Raw genomic sequence first — 13,075 nt, 5'->3', positions numbered from 1 at the left:
AAAGCGGTATTTGCTCGTTCTCTTCGGCAGCGCAATGTAAATCCAGTCGCATCAACGGCGGCAATGGAAGCGCTGCCAGATTTACAACTTCGGCTTCGGAGACAGCCATGACCGACTTTTACAACCTCGTCCCCTCCGCCCCCGAGGGCCGGTTCGACGGCATCGAGCGCCCCTATTCTCCGGCGGACGTGAAGCGGCTGCGCGGCTCGGTGCAGATCCGGCACTCGCTGGCGGAGATGGGCGCCAACCGCCTGTGGAAGCTGATCCATGAAGAGGACTTCGTCAACGCGCTGGGCGCGCTGTCGGGCAACCAGGCCATGCAGATGGTGCGCGCCGGCCTGAAGGCGATCTACCTTTCCGGCTGGCAGGTCGCCGCCGACGCCAACACCGCGTCCGCCATGTATCCGGACCAGTCGCTGTATCCGGCCAACGCCGCGCCGGAACTCGCCAAGCGCATCAACAAGACGCTGCAGCGCGCCGACCAGATCGAGACGTCCGAGGGCAACGGGCTGTCGGTCGACACCTGGTTCGCGCCGATCGTGGCCGACGCGGAAGCCGGCTTCGGCGGGCCGCTCAACGCCTTCGAGATCATGAAGGCCTTCATCGAGGCGGGTGCTGCCGGCGTGCATTACGAGGACCAGCTGGCTTCGGAGAAGAAGTGCGGCCATCTCGGCGGCAAGGTGCTGATCCCGACCGCCGCGCACATCCGCAATCTGACCGCCGCGCGCCTGGCCGCCGACGTCATGGGCACGCCCACGCTGGTGATCGCCCGTACCGACGCGGAGGCCGCCAAGCTGCTGACGTCCGACATCGACGAGCGCGACCAGCCTTTCGTCGACTACGACGCCGGCCGGACGGTCGAAGGCTTCTACAATGTCAAGAACGGCCTCGAGCCCTGCATCGCGCGTGCGGTCGCCTATGCGCCCTACTGCGACCTGATCTGGTGCGAGACCTCCAAGCCCGACCTCGACCAGGCCCGCCGTTTCGCCGAAGGCGTGCACAAGCATCACCCCGGCAAGCTTCTGGCCTACAACTGCTCGCCCTCGTTCAACTGGAAGAAGCACCTGGACGACGCCACCATCGCCAAGTTCCAGCGTGAACTCGGCGCCATGGGCTACAAGTTCCAGTTCATCACGCTGGCCGGCTTCCACCAGCTGAACTACGGCATGTTCGAACTCGCACGCGGCTACAAGGATCGCCAGATGGCCGCCTATTCCGAGCTTCAGGAGGCCGAGTTCGCCGCCGAGGTGAACGGCTACACCGCGACCAAGCACCAGCGCGAGGTCGGAACCGGCTATTTCGACGCGGTGTCGATGGCCATCTCCGCCGGTCAGTCGTCGACCACCGCGATGAAGGAATCCACCGAGCACGACCAGTTCCGCCCGGCAGCCGAATAGAGCCGAGCGGCCCGCAATCGAGGAAACGCCCGCAGGGCAGAAGAAGGACTGGAGAACCCCAATGGCTCCCAACACACGCGTCAAGGAACGGGCCGAGGAACAGGCTTCGGCCATGAACTCGGACCAGCAGGCAATGATCCGCATGGTCGCCAACGACCTGCACCGCCTCAACCAGTCGGTCATGAAGGCCGTCGAATCAGGCGTTTCCGTGGAACTCGTCCGTTCGGCCCGCCATCACGGCGGCAACGGCAACTGGGGCGATCTCCTGATCCCGGTGATCGTGACCCAGGGCCACGGCTGATCCGACGAATCCGAGGCTGAATTTCAAGGGGCCGGACGCAAGCGCGTCCGGCCCCTTTCTCGTGTCATTCCCTATAGATGCCGTCGCAAGACGGCGGCGTACCCCAAGTTGCGGCGGACTACACCCTCAGGTTGCGCAGAGGCTCGGTTGTATAATATTGCCATCGACGGCCACCTGCGGAACAAGAACTTGAGTTCTTTACTCATGATATCGCACAGATCTACTCCGCGCAGCTTGACGAAGGCCTCAATGTTGAGGGATATCGTTTCCGAGACGTCCAAAGGTCGCAGAAGGTTCTTCCATTGCGATTTCGACTTGCCTTTTCTTGGATTTATCTCCTAGAAAGACAATACAAAATTCAACCTGCCGTTGCGATCTTGCGCAGGTTGGCGCGCTTTGAAGTAGATATCGCAAACTCGGCCGTCACGGAGTTTTCAAAGGATGTCGAGAACCAACGGAATCAATCGCTCGCTGGTCCTCGTCGTCGGCGAATCGACGATCAATTGTGTCGTCGTATCTCGTGTGGTGGAACGCATGGGCCTGAAGGTGAAGTCGGAACGTCCGAACGTCGCCGCCGTCACCCTGCTGTCCATGGAGCCCGCCATCGTCATACTGGACGGGGGCGCGCAGAATCGCGATTGCGATGTCTTGCTCCACGACCTGCGCGAGCAGCGCAATGCGTCGGCAGGCCTCTTTCCCGCCGTCATCCTCTTGTCGACGGCCATTCACGGAACCGAGGACATGCCCATCGCGCCCGTCGTCGACATGGTGGTCGCAAAGCCGCTGACGGTGGATCGGCTCCAGCCGGCGATCGAAAGCCTGCGGGCGCGAAATGGCGATTTCGCGAGGCCCGTGGCCTGAGCCCTTCCCATCAGCGGTGGCGAGTGGCTATAGTCGGGCATTGCTCTTCAAGAACTGGTGAATGATGCCTCCCGAAAAGAAGGACTTACGGAACGCAGGCCGTGGGGCCCGCGCACGCGCTCCCGCATTCGTCAAGAACCTGCGCGGCGTCAAGAACTGGAAGGAAACCTCCACCTGGCTCGAATGGCGCCAGATCGAGGACATCGAGTGCATCACGCCCGACCAGGCCGGCGTCGCCCGCGGCAAGATGATGCCGTCGAAGAAGTTCACCTCGAACACGTCGCTCGCCCTCCCCTCCGCGGTCTTCATGACCACGATCTCCGGCGGCTATCCGGAGGACGGCAACGGATTCTCCTATCCCGAAGACGATGGCGACCTGAAGCTCGTCCCCGACCTCTCGACCCTGTCGGTGGTGCCGTGGGAAAGCGACCCGACGGCGCAGGTGATCTGCGACCTCGTCCATCAGGACGGTCGCTCCGTGGAATTCACGCCGCGCAATCTGCTGCGCCGCGTGGTGGCCGCCTATGCGCGCCGCGGCCTGAAGCCGGTGGTGGCGCCGGAGATCGAGTTCTACCTCGTTCGCAAGAACCCCGATCCCGACTATCCGCTGACGCCGCCCGTCGGCCGGTCGGGCCGGCCCATCGGCGGCGGCCAGGGCTATTCGATCGCCGGCGTCAACGAGTTCGACGAACTGATCGACGACATCTATCATTTCTCCGAGGCGCAAGGGCTCGAGATCGACACGCTGATCCACGAGGAGGGCGCCGGCCAGCTCGAGATCAATCTGCGCCATGGCGATCCGATCGAGCTTGCCGATCAGGTCTTTCTCTTCAAGCGCACGATCCGCGAGGCGGCGCTGAAGCACGACACCTACGCCACCTTCATGGCCAAGCCGATCCAGGGCCAGCCGGGATCGGCCATGCACATCCACCAGTCGATCCTCGACAAGAAGACCGGCAGGAACATCTTTTCCGCCGAGGACGGTTCGGAATCGGACGCCTTCCTGCACTTCATCGGCGGCATGCAGAAACACATGCCGAACGCGCTGGTGATGATGGCGCCCTACGTCAATTCCTATCGCCGGCTGACGCAGGCGGCATCCGCGCCCGTCAACACCAAATGGGGCTACGACAACCGCACCACGGCGTTCCGGATTCCGCGTTCGGACCCCGCCGCCCGGCGCGTCGAGAACCGCATCCCCTCTTCCGACGCCAATCCCTATCTGGCCCTCGCCGGCTCGCTGGCCTGCGGGCTGATCGGCCTGATCAACCAGGTCAAGCCCGACGCCCCCATCGGCACGACCGCGAACGAGGACGAGATCGACCTGCCGCGCGGCCTGCTCGAAGCGGTCGAGCGCTTCGAGAGCGACACGACGCTCCGCGACATGCTGGGCAGCGGCTTCGTCTCCACCTATGCCGCCATCAAGAAGGCCGAGTTCGAGACCTTCATGGAGGTCATCAGCCCATGGGAGCGGGAATTCCTGCTGTTGAACGTTTAGGTCGCCTCGTCATGGCACCGGTCGGCCGAGCCAGGTGCTCGGCCGCTTGCCCAGGATGGCGCGGAGCAGTTTGGGATCGTCCCACGGGACGTCGTGATGCACCGTCGTGAGGGCCGCGCTCGCGCTGTCGCGCTTCCATTCCTGAGGAAAGAACGCAACCTCGACGCTGGAATCTGCAGCCGGCGGCGTCCATTCGCCGCCCGCGAGAGAAGCCTTCAGCGCGCGGGCCGGATCGACCCCGATCAGCGGCGCCAGATGCAGGATCTGCGTCGGGCGGGGGTTGCACTCGAGGAGCTTGACCGCGCCGTTCTCCGCGACGACGAAATCGAAGGACAGGAAGCCGCTTGCCTTCATCCGGGCGACCATGCGGGCCGTTGCATGCTCGATCTGCGGATGCCTGCACACCGTCGTGACGCTGGCTGGCCCCATTCTCCCGGTGGTCGCGCTCACCATCCCCGACACCACCGACAGCGCGCGCCCTTCCAGCGCGCTGGCGCAACTCATCGCCGGACTGCCGGCGACATACTCCTGCACGAGGAAGGAATGTCCCTCCCCGAACCAGCTCCGCCGCAGCAGCCTGCGGCGAAGCGACTTCGATCTCGTGTACCGTGAACTGAATTCCGCCCAGGTCGTCCTCAGCGCCGCCGCATCCCGGCACAGCACGACCCCTGCCCCGCCAGCGCCATGCGATATCTTCAGGACCACCGGATACCCGAACGCCGCTGCGGCGGCTTCGCAAGTCTCCAGGCTGTCCACCCCCCTGTCCCGAGGACAGTCGACCCCCGCCTCCCGCGCCATCGCCAGGGTTGCGAGCTTCGAGTAGCGCTGCGTGAAGGTCTCGATCGACCCCAGCGATCGCCTCAGGCACTGCATCAGGTCGGCCGACAGGACCGGCGCATGCGGGCCGAGCCAGCTTCCGACCACCGACACCGCGCGCTCGTCGCAGGGCACGACGATGTCTGGACGGAAGGAACGGAACGCCCGTTCGACACTCGCCCGGATCATCGGCTCGAAACGTCGCGCCATCAGGGTGTAGCGCGCATCGGCATGCGAGGACGCCAGGATCAGGCTTCGGGGAAGTCCAAGGACGCCGACGTGGAAACCGGCCGCCTTCAGGTATTTCGGCAGGCGGCAACTGCCCGGGTGGCTCGTCTGGATCGTGAAAAGCAGGATGCGGGGCGCCTTTTCGGCGGATAAAGCGTCGCTCAAATGGTCATCTCCGGTCAATTCCTGCGGGCTGGACCGCCGTCGAGCAGCCAGTCGATCACCGCGTCCGCGACCTCCGCCGGCTTGCCTTCGTGGACGAAGTGGAACGTCGCGATTCCGGGAGCCGAGTTGACGTCCAGGATCCAGTGATTGTCGGCAGCCGCCGGCCTTCTGTAGTCGGCCACCATCACGTCGAGTGCGGTGATGGCGAGCCCCGGAAAGGCGGCGATCGCGCGCTTTGCCTCCTCGGCATAGCTTGGATGTACGTCCGGCGGTTCGCCGATGCTGCGCCCGCCCTTGGAGACGTTCGACACCAGGCTGAGCGGGACGTACCGGCCTTCGGCCGGCACCGAGGACAGGTCGAGCCCTTGCCGCTCCAGCACGTCGGGGTGCAGCAGCGGTATCGCGATTGTCCCCCACGATGGCACGTTGCCCGCCAGGATCCACGCGTTCTCCGCCGCGATCAAGTCCGCGACGCTGCTGCGGCCATCGCCGGTGACCGCGCAGGGTCGAACGATACGTGTTCCGACAAGCCGGCCGCCAACGAAAATGAAACGGACGATTTCCCCCGACAGATGCCGCTCGACGAACACGTCGTCGCCCGACGTGGCGATCACGCCGAAAGCGTGGTCGAAATCGGCCCGGTCGCGTATGGCCGGGAAGACATTGAGGCCGGCCCAGCCGTGAACGGGCTTGAGGCAGACTTCGGTGCTGCTGGAATCGAAATATGCACGGGCCTCCTCCGGCTCCGTCCGCCGAAACGAGCGGAACGGCGCGACGGAACATCCTGCCGCGCGCAGAATCTCGGCCGACGCGGCCTTGTCGGACGTGACATGCACCGTCTTTCCGTTGACGTGCCGCCAGCGGCTGAGCGGCACGTTCTCGCGGTAGATGATCGCTGCCCTGCGTGCCAGATAGATGCGCCCGCCGATCCGCATCTCCAGCCAGGGCGCCCGCGGTTCCTTCCACCGACGACGGAAGGGAATCATGCGCGTCTTGATTCCACGCTCGCCGGCGACGAACGCGAGGCAGCCGCAATTGGGGTCCCCTGCCCACGCGAGGCGATGCTCCAGCGGCATTCTCGAAGCAAGACTGTTCAAAGGGTTCCTCGGGAGGGACTGCGGGCGGACGCGGCTGGGGAAAACCGGCGCAAGCTAATGCGCCAGCCCGGGGCTTTTTCCAATCCCTATTTTCGGCTGGCCAAGGCAGAGGCCAGGGACGAGCACCAATGCCGAAAGCGACCGTCCGGTGCTGTGGACAGGGATCGGCGCGACGGTTATCGATGAGGCACCATGACCTACGCCTCCCCGATCTCCCCCGGCTATTCCTGGTACGAGCACACCGTCGGCGAACGCCCGCGCTATCCGGCGCTGGACGGCGACCGGCGCGCCGACGTGGTGGTCGTTGGCGGAGGCTTCACCGGACTGTCCGCCGCCGCCCATCTGGCGAAGGCAGGCGTTGGCGTCGTGCTGATCGAGGCACACCGTTTCGGCGACGGCGCGTCCGGCCGCAACGGCGGTCAGCTCGGCACCGGCCAGCGCGCCGGCGCGGAGGAAATGGAGGCAGAGCTCGGCTTCACCCGCGCCAAGGCCCTGTTCGACGTGGCCGAGGAGGCCAAGGCGCACCTGCTGGAATTCGCGGAGGTCAATGCGATCGACATCGATTTCCGTCCGGGCCACCTCAACGTCACGCACAAGCCGCGCGAACTCGCCGAGTATCGCGTCCACGCCGAGGCGATGGCGGAGCGCTTCGGCTATCCGCACCTGACCATGATGGACGCGGCGGAAGCCCGCGAACGGCTGGGCTCGGACCATTATGTCGGCGGCGTGCGCGACGCGGGCACGGGGCACATCCACCCGCTCAAGCTCACCGTCGGCACCGCGCGCGTGGCTGCGGCCGCCGGCGCGCAGCTCTTCGAGGAGACGCCGTCGACCAGCATCGCCGTTCAGGGCGGTAAAGTCGTCGTGTCGACCGCTCGCGGCACCATCACCGCCGACAGATGCCTTCTCGCCACCAATGCCTACGGCAACGACCTCGAGCCGAAGAGCGCGGCGCATATCATGCCGATCGGATCCTTCATCGGCGCCACCGTGCCGCTCGGCGGCGACAGCCCGATCCTGCCCGGCGGCGAATCCGTCTCGGATTCGCGTTTCGTGGTGCGCTATTTCCGTCGGGCGCCGACCGGCGAACTCCTGTTCGGCGGCCGCGAGATCTATGCCGTCGACGACCCGAAGGACATCCACAAGGGTATCCGCCGCCAGATTGCCGAAATCTACCCGACGCTGAAGGATGTCGAGATCACCCATTCCTGGGGCGGCTATGTCGGGATCACCCTGCCCCGGACACCTTTCGTGCGCGAGGTGATGCCGGGCGTGATCTCGGCCGGCGGCTATTCCGGCCACGGCGTCATGCTCTCGAATTTCGTCGGCAAGCTCTATGCCGAGACCGTCGCCGGCAACCGCGACCGGCTGAAGCTGTTCGAGGATCTCAAGATCCCGCCCTTCCCCGGCGGCCGCCGCTTCCGTGCCCCGCTGCTGTTCCTGGCGCTGAACTGGTACGCACTGCGCGACAGGTTCTGATCCGCCTCCCCTCCTTGATCCGAATCAAGGCTCCTCGCGCCCGTTCAATCCATGCTGCTCCCTGCGCCGCTCCGGCTGGCGTTGCGAGGGGGGAGACATCATGACGAACTTGCCGCAGGAAGCGCCGCCGGCACGGCAGACGACGGCGCAGGCCATGCCGCGGGTCCAGGCGCTGAGCGTGGACGATCTGCGCGACTGCCTTATGCGGGGGCTGTCCGACTTCGCCCGCGCGCCGCTCTACGGGCTATTCTTCGGCGGCGTGTTCGCCGCCGCGGGAATCGCCATCGTGCTGGGACTGACGGCGTGGGACATGCCCTGGATGATCTACCCCTTCGCCATCGGCTTTCCGCTGCTCGGCCCCTTCGCCGCCGCCGGTCTCTATGAGGTCAGCCGCAGGCTCGAGGTCGGCCGGCCGCTCGACCGGGCGCAGGTCCTCTCGGTGGTCTGGGCGCAGCGGCGGCGGGAAATCTCCTGGATGGCCTTCGTCATGCTCTTCGTGTTCTGGATGTGGATGTACCAGGTCCGGCTGCTGATCGCGCTGTTCCTCGGCCGCATGTCGTTCTCGACCCTGGAGAAGTTCGCGACGGTCGTCTTCACCACCGAACAGGGCTGGATCTTCCTGGCGGTCGGTCACGTCGTCGGCGCGGCGCTGTCGCTGGTCCTGTTCTCGATCACGGTCGTCTCGATCCCGCTGCTGATGGAACGCGAGATCGATTTCGTGACCGCCATGATCACCAGCGTCAAGGCGGTGCTGGCTAGTCCCGTCCCGATGCTCGGCTGGGGCATCTTCGTCACGGTGGCGATGCTGGTCGCCTGCGCGCCTTTCTTCCTCGGCCTGCTGATCGTCCTGCCGGTCCTCGGCCACGCGACGTGGCACATCTACCGGCGCGCCGTGCCGGTTCCAGCCTAGCCGCGCTCAGGCCGCATCCCATTCGACAGGCAGGTCGAGGACGCCGCGGAAGGCCCAGCCGCCGATCCGCACCGGCTCGCCCGCGCGCAGGCGAAGCCCCGACAGGCGGGCAAAGAGCGTCGGCAGCGCCACCTCCGCGACCATGGCGCGCGAGGCCCAGGCGCCGGCGCAGAAATGCGGACCGGCGCCGAAGGCGATGGATTTCGACGTGTCGCGACCGATGTCGAACCGATCCGGTTCCGCAAAATGCGCCTCGTCGCGGTTGGCCGAGCCGAACATGAAGAACACCCGGTCGTCCGGCTCGAAGCGCACCCCGCCATAGTCGTGCCCGACCGCCACCCGGCGCGGCGACATGCCGATCGGCGCCATCCAGCGGCAGTACTCGTCGAAGACCTGCATCCAGCCTGCCGCGCCGCTTTCCACTTTGCGCCGCTCTTCCGGATGCGACAGCAGCGCCCAGACCGCGCCGGCGATCGCATCGCGCGGCTCGTTCTGGCCGCCGCTGATGGCCAGCTTCACGTTGGCCCGCACGCTGTCCATCGCCATGCCGCTCGACAGCAGCACCGACAGCAGGCTGTGATCCGGCCTGCGCGCCAGGGTGGGCGCCATCTCGTCGATCGCCGCATCGATGCCGGCCGTGGCCGCATGGCAGCGCGCCTCGACGTCGGGGACGCCGGCGTAGTTGGCGATGCCGTCGATCATCGCCTGCGACCAGGGGCCCATGTCCTCGACGCGCATGCAGGCCAGGCCGGTCACGGACTTGAGGCATTCGGCAGAGAAGCGCAGGGCGAAATCCCTGACCAGGTCGGCCGCACCGCGCGGCGCGAGATCGTCGACGACCGCATCCGCATGCGCCTTGAACCGCTCGCGCCAGACGTCGCGCACCGTCTTCGGCGACACCGTCGGGAAGATCGCCTTGCGTTCGGCCATGTGCGCTTCCCCGTCCTTGCGCATCATGTTCTGCCCCATCAGCCGGTTCATCAGTCCGCCTGGCTGGTGCGACGAGAAGACCGCGACGTTCTTCTCGCAGACGAAGATGTCGTTGCGCCGCGTCATCAGCGTCGCGCCCAGTTGCGGCACGAAGGCGATCGGCGCCTCCGCGCGCATGCGCCGGAGCGCCGGATAGGGATCTCGTCCGAAGGCTTCGGGATCGATCGGGAAATGCGGTGCATCGGACAAGGCGGCGTTCCTCCCGCCGCCATGTTGCCGAGCGGGAAACACCATGCAAGCGTCACGTCATCCCGGCGTGAGCGGCCAGAAGAACAGGATCGCCGGCACCGAGACCGCCACGATCAGGATCTCGAGTGGCAGGCCCATGCGCCAGTAATCGCCGAACCTGTAGCCGCCGGGGCCCATGATGATGGTGTTGTTCTGATGCCCGATCGGAGTGAGGAAGGCGCAGGACGCCGCCACCGCCACGCCCATCAGGAACGGGTCCGGCGAAACCTGAAGCGCGTTGGCGACCTCGATCGAGATCGGCGCCGCCACCAGCGCGGTCGCCACGTTGTTCAGGAAGTCCGACAGCGTCATGGTCACCACGACGATGATGGTCAGGATCGCCCAGGCCGGAAGCGCCGACGACTGCGCCACGATCAGGTCGGCGATGAGCTTGGTGCCGCCGCTGTCCTCCAGCGCGATGCCGATCGGGATCAGTGAGGCGAGCAGCACGATGACCGGCCATTCCACCGATTCGTAGACCTCGCGCGGCGACAGGATGCCGAGCAGGGCATAGGCGCAGACCGAGACGGCGAGCGCGATCGGCAAGGTGGTGAAGCCGGCCACGGTGACCGCGATCGCGGCGGCGAAGAAGCCGATCGCCGCCAGCGCCTTCTCCCGCTTGATGACGTCGAGGCGGCGGTTTTCCAGCGGCAGGACGCCCAGCCACTCCATGACCTGCGCTACCCGCGCATGCGGACCGAGCAGCAGCACGACGTCGCCGGGCATGACGGTGAGCTGGCGCACCCGTGTGCGGAACCGCTTGCCCTGCCGCGACAGGCCGAACAGGGTGACCCCGCGGCGGTACTGCAGCCGCAGGCTGTCGGCCGTGCGGCCGGCCATCCGCGATCCTTCCGGCACGATGGCTTCGACCAGTGTCAGCGACTGCCCGGTGACGCCGCCATGCGTGTTCTCGGCATAGGGGTCGAGCCCGGCCGCGCCGACGAACCCCTCGATCGCCTTCGTGGCCCCCTCGATCACCAGGAGGTCGCCTTCGCCCACCGTATGGGACATGGCAAATCCCGGCAGCCGCTGTCCGTCGCGGACGAGCCCGAGCACGGTCACGTCGTGCTCGTCGCCGATCGTGTAGAGTTCCGCCACCGTCTTCCCGATCGATTTCGAAGCTTCCGGGACCTTGGCCTCGACCACGAAGCGGTCGGAAGCCGCTTCCTTCGGCTCGGTGCCGGCTGACCGCGCGATGAGGCGCCAACCGGCGATGGCGACGAACAGGATTCCCGCGACGGCGCAGATGAGCCCGACCGGGGTGAAGTCGAACATCCGAAACGGCTCGCCGGTGGCCCGCTCGCGGATCTGTGCGACAACGATGTTGGGGGGCGTGCCGATCATGGTGATCATGCCGCCGAGAATCGTGGCGAAGGAGAGCGGCATCAGCGTCAGCCCGACGGCGCGCTTTTCCTTGCGCGCGGCCTCGATGTCGAGGTTCATCAGCATGACGAGCGCGGCGACGTTGTTGATCACGGCCGACAGCGCCGCTCCCAGGACCGCCATGACGCCGATGTGGACACTGACCGACCGCCCGGCCGACAGCGCGATGCCGGCGACGAGTTCGATGGCACCGGCGTTGATAAGCGCCCGCGACACGATGAGCACGAGGGCGACGATGACGACCGCGTCGTTGCCGAAGCCGACGAAGGCCTGCGACGGCTCCACCGCGCCGCCAAGCACCGCAGCGATCAGCCCGCCGAAGGCAACGAGGTCATAGCGGACCCGACCCCAGACGAGCAGGACCAGCAGGACGCCGAGGAGCCCGAAGATGAAGATCTGCTCGCCGGTCATCTCGTGTCGCCCCCGAATTCGCCGCGCCTCAACGCCGGGATTGGCAAGTCGTTCCGGACGGTTCCTTCGCCTTTTTCAGATGCAGCGTCCGCCGTCGACTTCGAGTGCGACACCGGTGATGAAGGCCGCCTCGTCCGACGCGAGCCAGAGCGCGGCATTGGCGACGTCGAGCGGCATCGACAGCCGGCCGAGCGGGATGGAGGCGCGGAACTGCGCCCGCTTTTCCGGCGTGTCCTCGCCCATGAAGGTTGCGAGCATCGGCGTGTCGCCGGCCACCGGGCACAGGCAGTTGACCCGGATGTTTTTGGGCGCGAGCTCGACCGCCATCGATTTGGTGGCGGTGATCGTCCAGCCCTTCGAGGCATTGTACCAGGTGAGCCCGGGGCGCGGCCGGAGCCCCGCCGTCGAGGCCGTCGTGATGATGGAGCCACCGCCCTGCCGCTCCATGATCGGCACCACCAGCCGGGCCGTGTGGTAGATCGCCTTCATGTTGACCGCGGTGATCAGGTCTAAGATGGTCTCGTCGACCTCCGTCAGCGGCCCGTTGCGGTGCGAATAGCCGGCATTGTTGACCATCACGTCGAGCCGGCCGAATTTTTCCATGCAGGCGGCGACCATTCTTTCGATGTCGGCCGCCATCGTCACGTCGGCCGTCACCGGAAGCGCCGCCTCGCCGATCTCGCCCGCCACGCGCTCCGCGCCCTTCGAGTTCAGGTCGGCGACGACGACCTTCGCCCCCTCCTCCGCAAATCGTCTTGCCATGCCTTCTCCGAAGCCGGATGCTGCGCCGGTGATGACGGCGACCTTGTTCTCGAGACGCAAGATTGTACTTCTCCCATCCGTGTTGTTTCCGCTTCGACGATCCGGGAGCCGGCTCTCAAAGGTCCTCAGGCTTCAGGCCTGTTTGCCGGCCGATGCGCGCAAGCATCTTTGGTCCGATTTCTTCTCTGTCATGGAAGGCAAAGACGACGTTGGGCCATCCCTCCTTCGCGAGCACGCGGTGCGATCCGCTTTACCGCTTGACGGTTCAGCCGATGTCGGCAAGCGCGTTTAGCACTCGCCGAACCTGCGTGGCTGGCCACGGGCTCATGCCGCGACGACAAAAAACGCACCGACCTCCGGTACGTCCTCACCGTGCTCGATCCGATCGGCGAGGGTACGCAAGGCAAGAGCCTCGACTTTACCACGTGCCTCCTCGCGGGTATCCCCGTAGGCAAGCACCCCGGGCAAGCTCCCGATCTCGGCAATCCAGCGTCCGTCGTCCTCGCGTTCCAGTTCTATGCGCAGCATCTGACCGCTCCATCCATCTGC

General features: G+C 66.1%; 12 protein-coding genes. 6 read left to right on the top strand and 6 right to left on the bottom strand.

Annotated features, from left to right (window positions below; genetic code table 11):
- Nucleotides 1-107 precede the first annotated feature (107 nt).
- The 4 genes from aceA (at nt 108) to N1F91_RS09455 (ending at nt 4,057) form a co-directional block, all read left to right on the top strand.
- The gene (aceA, locus tag N1F91_RS09470; protein WP_289991678.1) at nt 108-1,397 is read left to right on the top strand and encodes an isocitrate lyase; all 1,290 of its coding nucleotides are present in this window, start codon (nt 108-110) and stop codon (nt 1,395-1,397) included.
- A gap of 61 nt (nt 1,398-1,458) precedes the next feature.
- Nucleotides 1,459-1,698 carry a hypothetical protein gene (locus tag N1F91_RS09465; RefSeq protein ID WP_289991676.1) on the top strand — a complete coding sequence of 80 codons (240 nt, stop codon included), beginning with the start codon at nt 1,459-1,461 and terminating at the stop codon, nt 1,696-1,698.
- Between the two features lie 441 nt (nt 1,699-2,139).
- Nucleotides 2,140-2,559, top strand: coding sequence for a response regulator (locus tag N1F91_RS09460; protein ID WP_289991675.1), 420 nt, complete (start codon nt 2,140-2,142; stop codon nt 2,557-2,559).
- Between the two features lie 64 nt (nt 2,560-2,623).
- Nucleotides 2,624-4,057, top strand: a complete 1,434-nt coding sequence (locus N1F91_RS09455; protein WP_289991716.1) for a glutamine synthetase family protein — start codon at nt 2,624-2,626, stop codon at nt 4,055-4,057.
- A 9-nt stretch (nt 4,058-4,066) separates the two neighbouring features.
- Here N1F91_RS09455 and N1F91_RS09450 read toward each other — a convergent pair whose 3' ends face one another.
- Nucleotides 4,067-5,266, bottom strand: coding sequence for an ATP-grasp domain-containing protein (locus N1F91_RS09450; protein WP_289991674.1), 1,200 nt, complete (start codon nt 5,264-5,266; stop codon nt 4,067-4,069).
- A 14-nt stretch (nt 5,267-5,280) separates the two neighbouring features.
- Nucleotides 5,281-6,252 (bottom strand): hypothetical protein, encoded by a 972-nt coding sequence (locus N1F91_RS09445; protein ID WP_289991673.1) that lies wholly within the window; start codon nt 6,250-6,252, stop codon nt 5,281-5,283.
- Nucleotides 6,253-6,555: 303 nt separating this feature from the next.
- Between N1F91_RS09445 and N1F91_RS09440 the strand changes: the two genes are divergently transcribed.
- Both N1F91_RS09440 and N1F91_RS09435 read left to right on the top strand, forming a co-directional pair.
- On the top strand, nt 6,556-7,842 hold the full coding sequence (locus N1F91_RS09440; protein ID WP_289991672.1) for an FAD-binding oxidoreductase: 1,287 nt from the start codon (nt 6,556-6,558) through the stop codon (nt 7,840-7,842).
- 100 nt (nt 7,843-7,942) lie between these two features.
- Nucleotides 7,943-8,752, top strand: coding sequence for a DUF2189 domain-containing protein (locus N1F91_RS09435; RefSeq protein WP_289991671.1), 810 nt, complete (start codon nt 7,943-7,945; stop codon nt 8,750-8,752).
- 6 nt (nt 8,753-8,758) lie between these two features.
- On the opposite strand, the gene N1F91_RS09430 is transcribed toward N1F91_RS09435, so the two are convergent.
- The 4 genes from N1F91_RS09430 to N1F91_RS09415 form a co-directional block, all read right to left on the bottom strand.
- On the bottom strand, nt 8,759-9,931 hold the full coding sequence (locus N1F91_RS09430; protein ID WP_289991670.1) for a cytochrome P450: 1,173 nt from the start codon (nt 9,929-9,931) through the stop codon (nt 8,759-8,761).
- 57 nt (nt 9,932-9,988) lie between these two features.
- Complete coding sequence (locus tag N1F91_RS09425) at nt 9,989-11,764, bottom strand: SLC13 family permease (protein WP_289991669.1); 1,776 nt, start codon at nt 11,762-11,764, stop codon at nt 9,989-9,991.
- Nucleotides 11,765-11,839: 75 nt separating this feature from the next.
- Nucleotides 11,840-12,589 (bottom strand): SDR family oxidoreductase, encoded by a 750-nt coding sequence (locus N1F91_RS09420; protein ID WP_289991715.1) that lies wholly within the window; start codon nt 12,587-12,589, stop codon nt 11,840-11,842.
- 261 nt (nt 12,590-12,850) lie between these two features.
- Complete coding sequence (locus tag N1F91_RS09415; RefSeq protein ID WP_289991668.1) at nt 12,851-13,054, bottom strand: type II toxin-antitoxin system HicB family antitoxin; 204 nt, start codon at nt 13,052-13,054, stop codon at nt 12,851-12,853.
- Between the last annotated feature and the right edge of the window lie 21 nt (nt 13,055-13,075).

Origin of the sequence: Aquibium sp. ELW1220, assembly GCF_030398385.1 — a bacterium.
Classification (GTDB): Bacteria; Pseudomonadota; Alphaproteobacteria; order Rhizobiales; family Rhizobiaceae; genus Aquibium.
The sequence above is the reverse complement of the archived record's forward strand: the minus strand, read 5'-3'. Positions and strand labels throughout refer to the sequence as shown.

Excerpts from the sequence above, each read along its gene's own strand:
- aceA (WP_289991678.1), top strand. The coding sequence starts at position 108 with ATGACCGACTTTTACAACCTCGTCCCCTCCGCCCCCGAGGGCCGGTTC.
- N1F91_RS09465 (WP_289991676.1), top strand. The coding sequence starts at position 1,459 with ATGGCTCCCAACACACGCGTCAAGGAACGGGCCGAGGAACAGGCTTCG.
- N1F91_RS09460 (WP_289991675.1), top strand. The coding sequence starts at position 2,140 with ATGTCGAGAACCAACGGAATCAATCGCTCGCTGGTCCTCGTCGTCGGC.
- N1F91_RS09455 (WP_289991716.1), top strand. The coding sequence starts at position 2,624 with ATGCCTCCCGAAAAGAAGGACTTACGGAACGCAGGCCGTGGGGCCCGC.
- N1F91_RS09445 (WP_289991673.1), bottom strand. The coding sequence starts at position 6,252 with ATGATTCCCTTCCGTCGTCGGTGGAAGGAACCGCGGGCGCCCTGGCTG.
- N1F91_RS09440 (WP_289991672.1), top strand. The coding sequence starts at position 6,556 with ATGACCTACGCCTCCCCGATCTCCCCCGGCTATTCCTGGTACGAGCAC.
- N1F91_RS09435 (WP_289991671.1), top strand. The coding sequence starts at position 7,943 with ATGACGAACTTGCCGCAGGAAGCGCCGCCGGCACGGCAGACGACGGCG.
- N1F91_RS09425 (WP_289991669.1), bottom strand. The coding sequence starts at position 11,764 with ATGACCGGCGAGCAGATCTTCATCTTCGGGCTCCTCGGCGTCCTGCTG.
- N1F91_RS09415 (WP_289991668.1), bottom strand. The coding sequence starts at position 13,054 with ATGCTGCGCATAGAACTGGAACGCGAGGACGACGGACGCTGGATTGCC.